2 protein-coding genes and 1 pseudogene are annotated in these 3,403 nt (G+C 65.8%); 1 reads left to right on the top strand and 2 read right to left on the bottom strand.

Annotated features, from left to right (window positions below; all coding sequences use genetic code 11):
- Positions 1-1,555, bottom strand: a pseudogene (gene ponA2 / locus ABW137_RS36270) (transglycosylase/D,D-transpeptidase PonA2); the annotation flags it as partial.
- Between the two features lie 282 nt (positions 1,556-1,837).
- On the opposite strand from ponA2, the gene ABW137_RS36265 reads away from it, so the two are divergent.
- Positions 1,838-2,197: a WhiB family transcriptional regulator gene (locus tag ABW137_RS36265; RefSeq protein WP_526407877.1), complete on the top strand. Its 360-nt coding sequence runs from the start codon at positions 1,838-1,840 to the stop codon at positions 2,195-2,197.
- A 20-nt stretch (positions 2,198-2,217) separates the two neighbouring features.
- On the opposite strand, the gene bagB is transcribed toward ABW137_RS36265, so the two are convergent.
- The gene (gene bagB, locus ABW137_RS36260; RefSeq protein ID WP_526407878.1) at positions 2,218-3,351 is read right to left on the bottom strand and encodes an ATPase BagB; all 1,134 of its coding nucleotides are present in this window, start codon (positions 3,349-3,351) and stop codon (positions 2,218-2,220) included.
- Positions 3,352-3,403 lie beyond the last annotated feature (52 nt).

Raw genomic sequence — 3,403 nt, 5'->3', positions numbered from 1 at the left:
GGCTCTCGTTGCTGTCCGGGTCGTAGTCGCGCGCTGTGCCCGGCAGCGCGTATGACCGCATGCCCAGCCTTACCGCCATGTCCACGGAGCGCTGCACCCCGACCTGCGAGATGAGCTTGGCGAACGCGGTGTTCGGCGAGGTGGCCAGTGCGTCGGTGACGTTCATCGACCCGCCGTAGCCCCCGGCGTTCTTCACACACCAGGTCTCCTTCGGGCAGCCCGGGGTATCGCTGCTGCCGAGCCCCTTGGCCTGGAACTGACCGGGCACGTCCAGCTGCGCGTTGATGCCCATGCCCATCTCCAACGCGGCGGCGGTGGTGAACAGCTTGAATGTCGAGCCGGCGCCATCGCCGACCAGCGAGAACGGCTGCGGCTGCATCGTCTCGCCGGCATCCGTGTTCAGGCCGTAGGTGCGATTACTGGCCATCGCCAGCACCGGATGCGAGTCCTTCCCCGGCTTGATCACGCTCATCACACTCGCGACGCCCTCGAGGTCGGGGCTGGCGATGCCGTCGATCGCAGACTTCAACGGGATCTGCACGTCGGGATCCAGCGTGGTTTTGATCAAGTAGCCGCCCTTGGCGACCTGCTCCTTGCTGATGCCCGCGCGCGCCAGGTAGTCCAGAACGTAGTCGCAGAAGAAGGCCCGGTCGCCTGCCGCAATGCATCCGCGCGGCAGCTCCTGCGGCTGCGGAAGCACACCGAGCGGCTCCGTCTTCGCTGCGCGCAGAGCCTCGGCTTCCTGAGGAACGTTCTGAATCATGGTGTCCAGCACCACGTTTCGGCGTTCGAGAGCTCCCTCGGGATTGGTGTACGGGTTCAGCGTGCTGGTCGACTGCACCATGCCGGCCAGCAGCGCGGCCTGCTGCCAGTTGAGCTCGGAGGCGTTGATGCCGAAATACGTCTGTGCGGCGTCCTGCACACCGAACGCGCCATTGCCGAAGGACACCAGGTTCAGATAGCGGGTGAGGATCTCCGGCTTGCTGAAGGTCTTGTCCAGCGTCAGTGCCATTCGGATCTCGCGCAGCTTGCGGGCGGGAGTGGTCTCGATCGCGGCGCGCTTCTCGGCGTCGGTCTGCGCGATCACCAGTAGCTGGTAGTTCTTCACGTACTGCTGCTCGAGGGTGGAGCCACCGCGCGTGTCGGCCGCCCCCGAGACGTAGCCGGACAATCCGGTCAGCGTGCCCTTCCAGTCGACTCCGTTGTGCTCGGCAAATCGTTTGTCCTCGATCGAGACGATCGCCAACTTCATGGTGTTGGCGATCTGATCGGTCGGCACCTCGAACCGTCGCTGGGTATATAGCCACGCCAGCGGATTGCCCTTGGCGTCGACCATCGTCGATACCGCGGGCACCTCGCCCTCGACGAGTTGCGCCGAGCCGTTGGCAACCACGTCGGATGCGCGATTGGAGACCAGGCCGAAGCCGCCGACGACCGGAAACAGCAGCGCGGCGGCGACGACGCTGGTCAGAAGAACGCACCAGGCGAGCTTGATGATCGTGACCGCAGCGGGGGGTCGCCGAGGCGGCGCCGTAGCCTGCGATCGGTCGGACATGGATACAGAGTAGCGACGTCGGTCGCCGCGAGCCCGCGAGCGGTCCGATCAGCGCAAGTTGGGGGCTGCGTAACCGCTGGTAGTGCGGGAAGATGTATCACTGCACGGTTGTCCCAAAAATTCGGAAACTCACTGTTGCGCAAAAGCCCCCTGACCACCTAGCTTTGACTGACAGTGCGATCCAGGTAACACTACTGGTCGCAATGTGGCGTAGATCGCATCGGCGTTCTACACCTGAGTACTGGGCCGTCCATGGGGGGCGGCAGGACGAAGGGATCCCCGGTGTCAGGAACACGGCCCGCGGCGCGCAGAACAGTCATGAGTTCCCCAGTAAATGGTGTGGTGGTCCAAGGCGTGGAGGCCGAGGCCCGAATCGCCTGGGTTTCCCAGGCGAGATGCCGCCAGGCCGACCCGGACGAACTGTTCGTCCGCGGCGCCGCTCAGCGAAAGGCAGCAGTCATCTGCAGGCATTGCCCGGTGATCTCCGAATGCGGGGCAGACGCGCTGGACAATCGCGTCGAATTCGGGGTCTGGGGCGGTATGACCGAACGTCAGCGGCGGGCCCTGCTCAAGCAACACCCCGAGGTGGTGTCGTGGGCCGAGTTCTTCGCCGCTCAGCGCAAGCACCGCAACGCCGTCTAGGACGACGTCCCGGCGTGCGGCTACGCCGCCTCCGATTCGCCGGTGATCTGATCGGCGATCGCGCGTAGCGCCTCGAGATCCGACACGTCGAACGGCAGTGAGGGCACGCCGACGATCGCCACGTGGGGGTTGGCGCCCGTGAACCGGGCCAACAGCCGGACCTCCCGCTTGGCGGTCTGCGCGCGGTCCGCATGGATCCGCAGCACCGCTGCGGTGAGCGTGTCGGGATCGGCGCCCGAATCCAGTTGATCGGCCGCCTCGCGCGCCGTGTCGGTCGTCAGCTCGCACAACGTCGGATGCGTCCGGTTGAGGATCAGCCCGGCCAGCGGCATCTTCTCGGTCGAGAGTCGATCGATGAAGAACGACGCCTCCCGCAACGCATCCGGCTCGGCTGCCGACACGACGACGAACTGAGTGCCGCGCCGCTTGAGGAGTTCGTAGGTGCGGTCCGCCTTCTCCCGGAAACCGCCGAACGTCGCGTCCAGTGACTGGACGAAACCTGCTGCGTCCGAAAGCATTTGGGAACCCAGCACGGTCGACAGCGCCTTCATTGCCAGGCCGACGGCGCCGGTGACCAGGCGCCCGATACCGCGGCCAGGGGCCAGCAGCATCCGCCATAGCCGGCTGTCCATGAAACTGCCGAGACGCTTCGGCGCGTCGAGGAAGTCCAGGGCGTTGCGCGATGGTGGCGTGTCCACGACGACGAGATCCCACTTGTCCTCGCCAAGCAACTGGCCCAGCTTCTCCATGGCCATGTACTCCTGCGTGCCCGCGAGCGACGTGGCAACGGTTTGGTAGAACTGGTTCTCCAGAATCGCGTCCGCCCGGTCCGCGCCGGAGTACTGGACCACCATCTCGTCGAACGTCCGGCGCATGTCGAGCATCATCGCGTGCAACTCGCCGGTGACCTCCGGGGCGAGCGGCACCCGTTGGGGAGTGTTGCCGAGATCCTTGATGCCGAGAGCCTGGGCCAGTCGCTTGGCGGGGTCGATCGTCAGCACGACGACCGTGCGACCGTACTCGGCGGCTCGCAATGCCATCGCGGCCGCGGTCGTGGTCTTGCCGACTCCGCCTGCGCCGCAACACACGACGACGCGATTGGTCCGGTCATGGAGAATCGCCGCCATGTCGAGGGCGCGCGGTGTGGTGCTCATCGGTACCTTCTTCTCTTCGCGCAAGCGCTCATCTGGGGTGGCCTTCTCTTCG

It is taken from the genome of Mycobacterium sp. (genome assembly GCF_040509115.1).
In the GTDB taxonomy this organism is placed as follows: Bacteria; Actinomycetota; Actinomycetes; order Mycobacteriales; family Mycobacteriaceae; genus Mycobacterium.
This window is presented reverse-complemented; position numbering and strand designations above follow the sequence as displayed.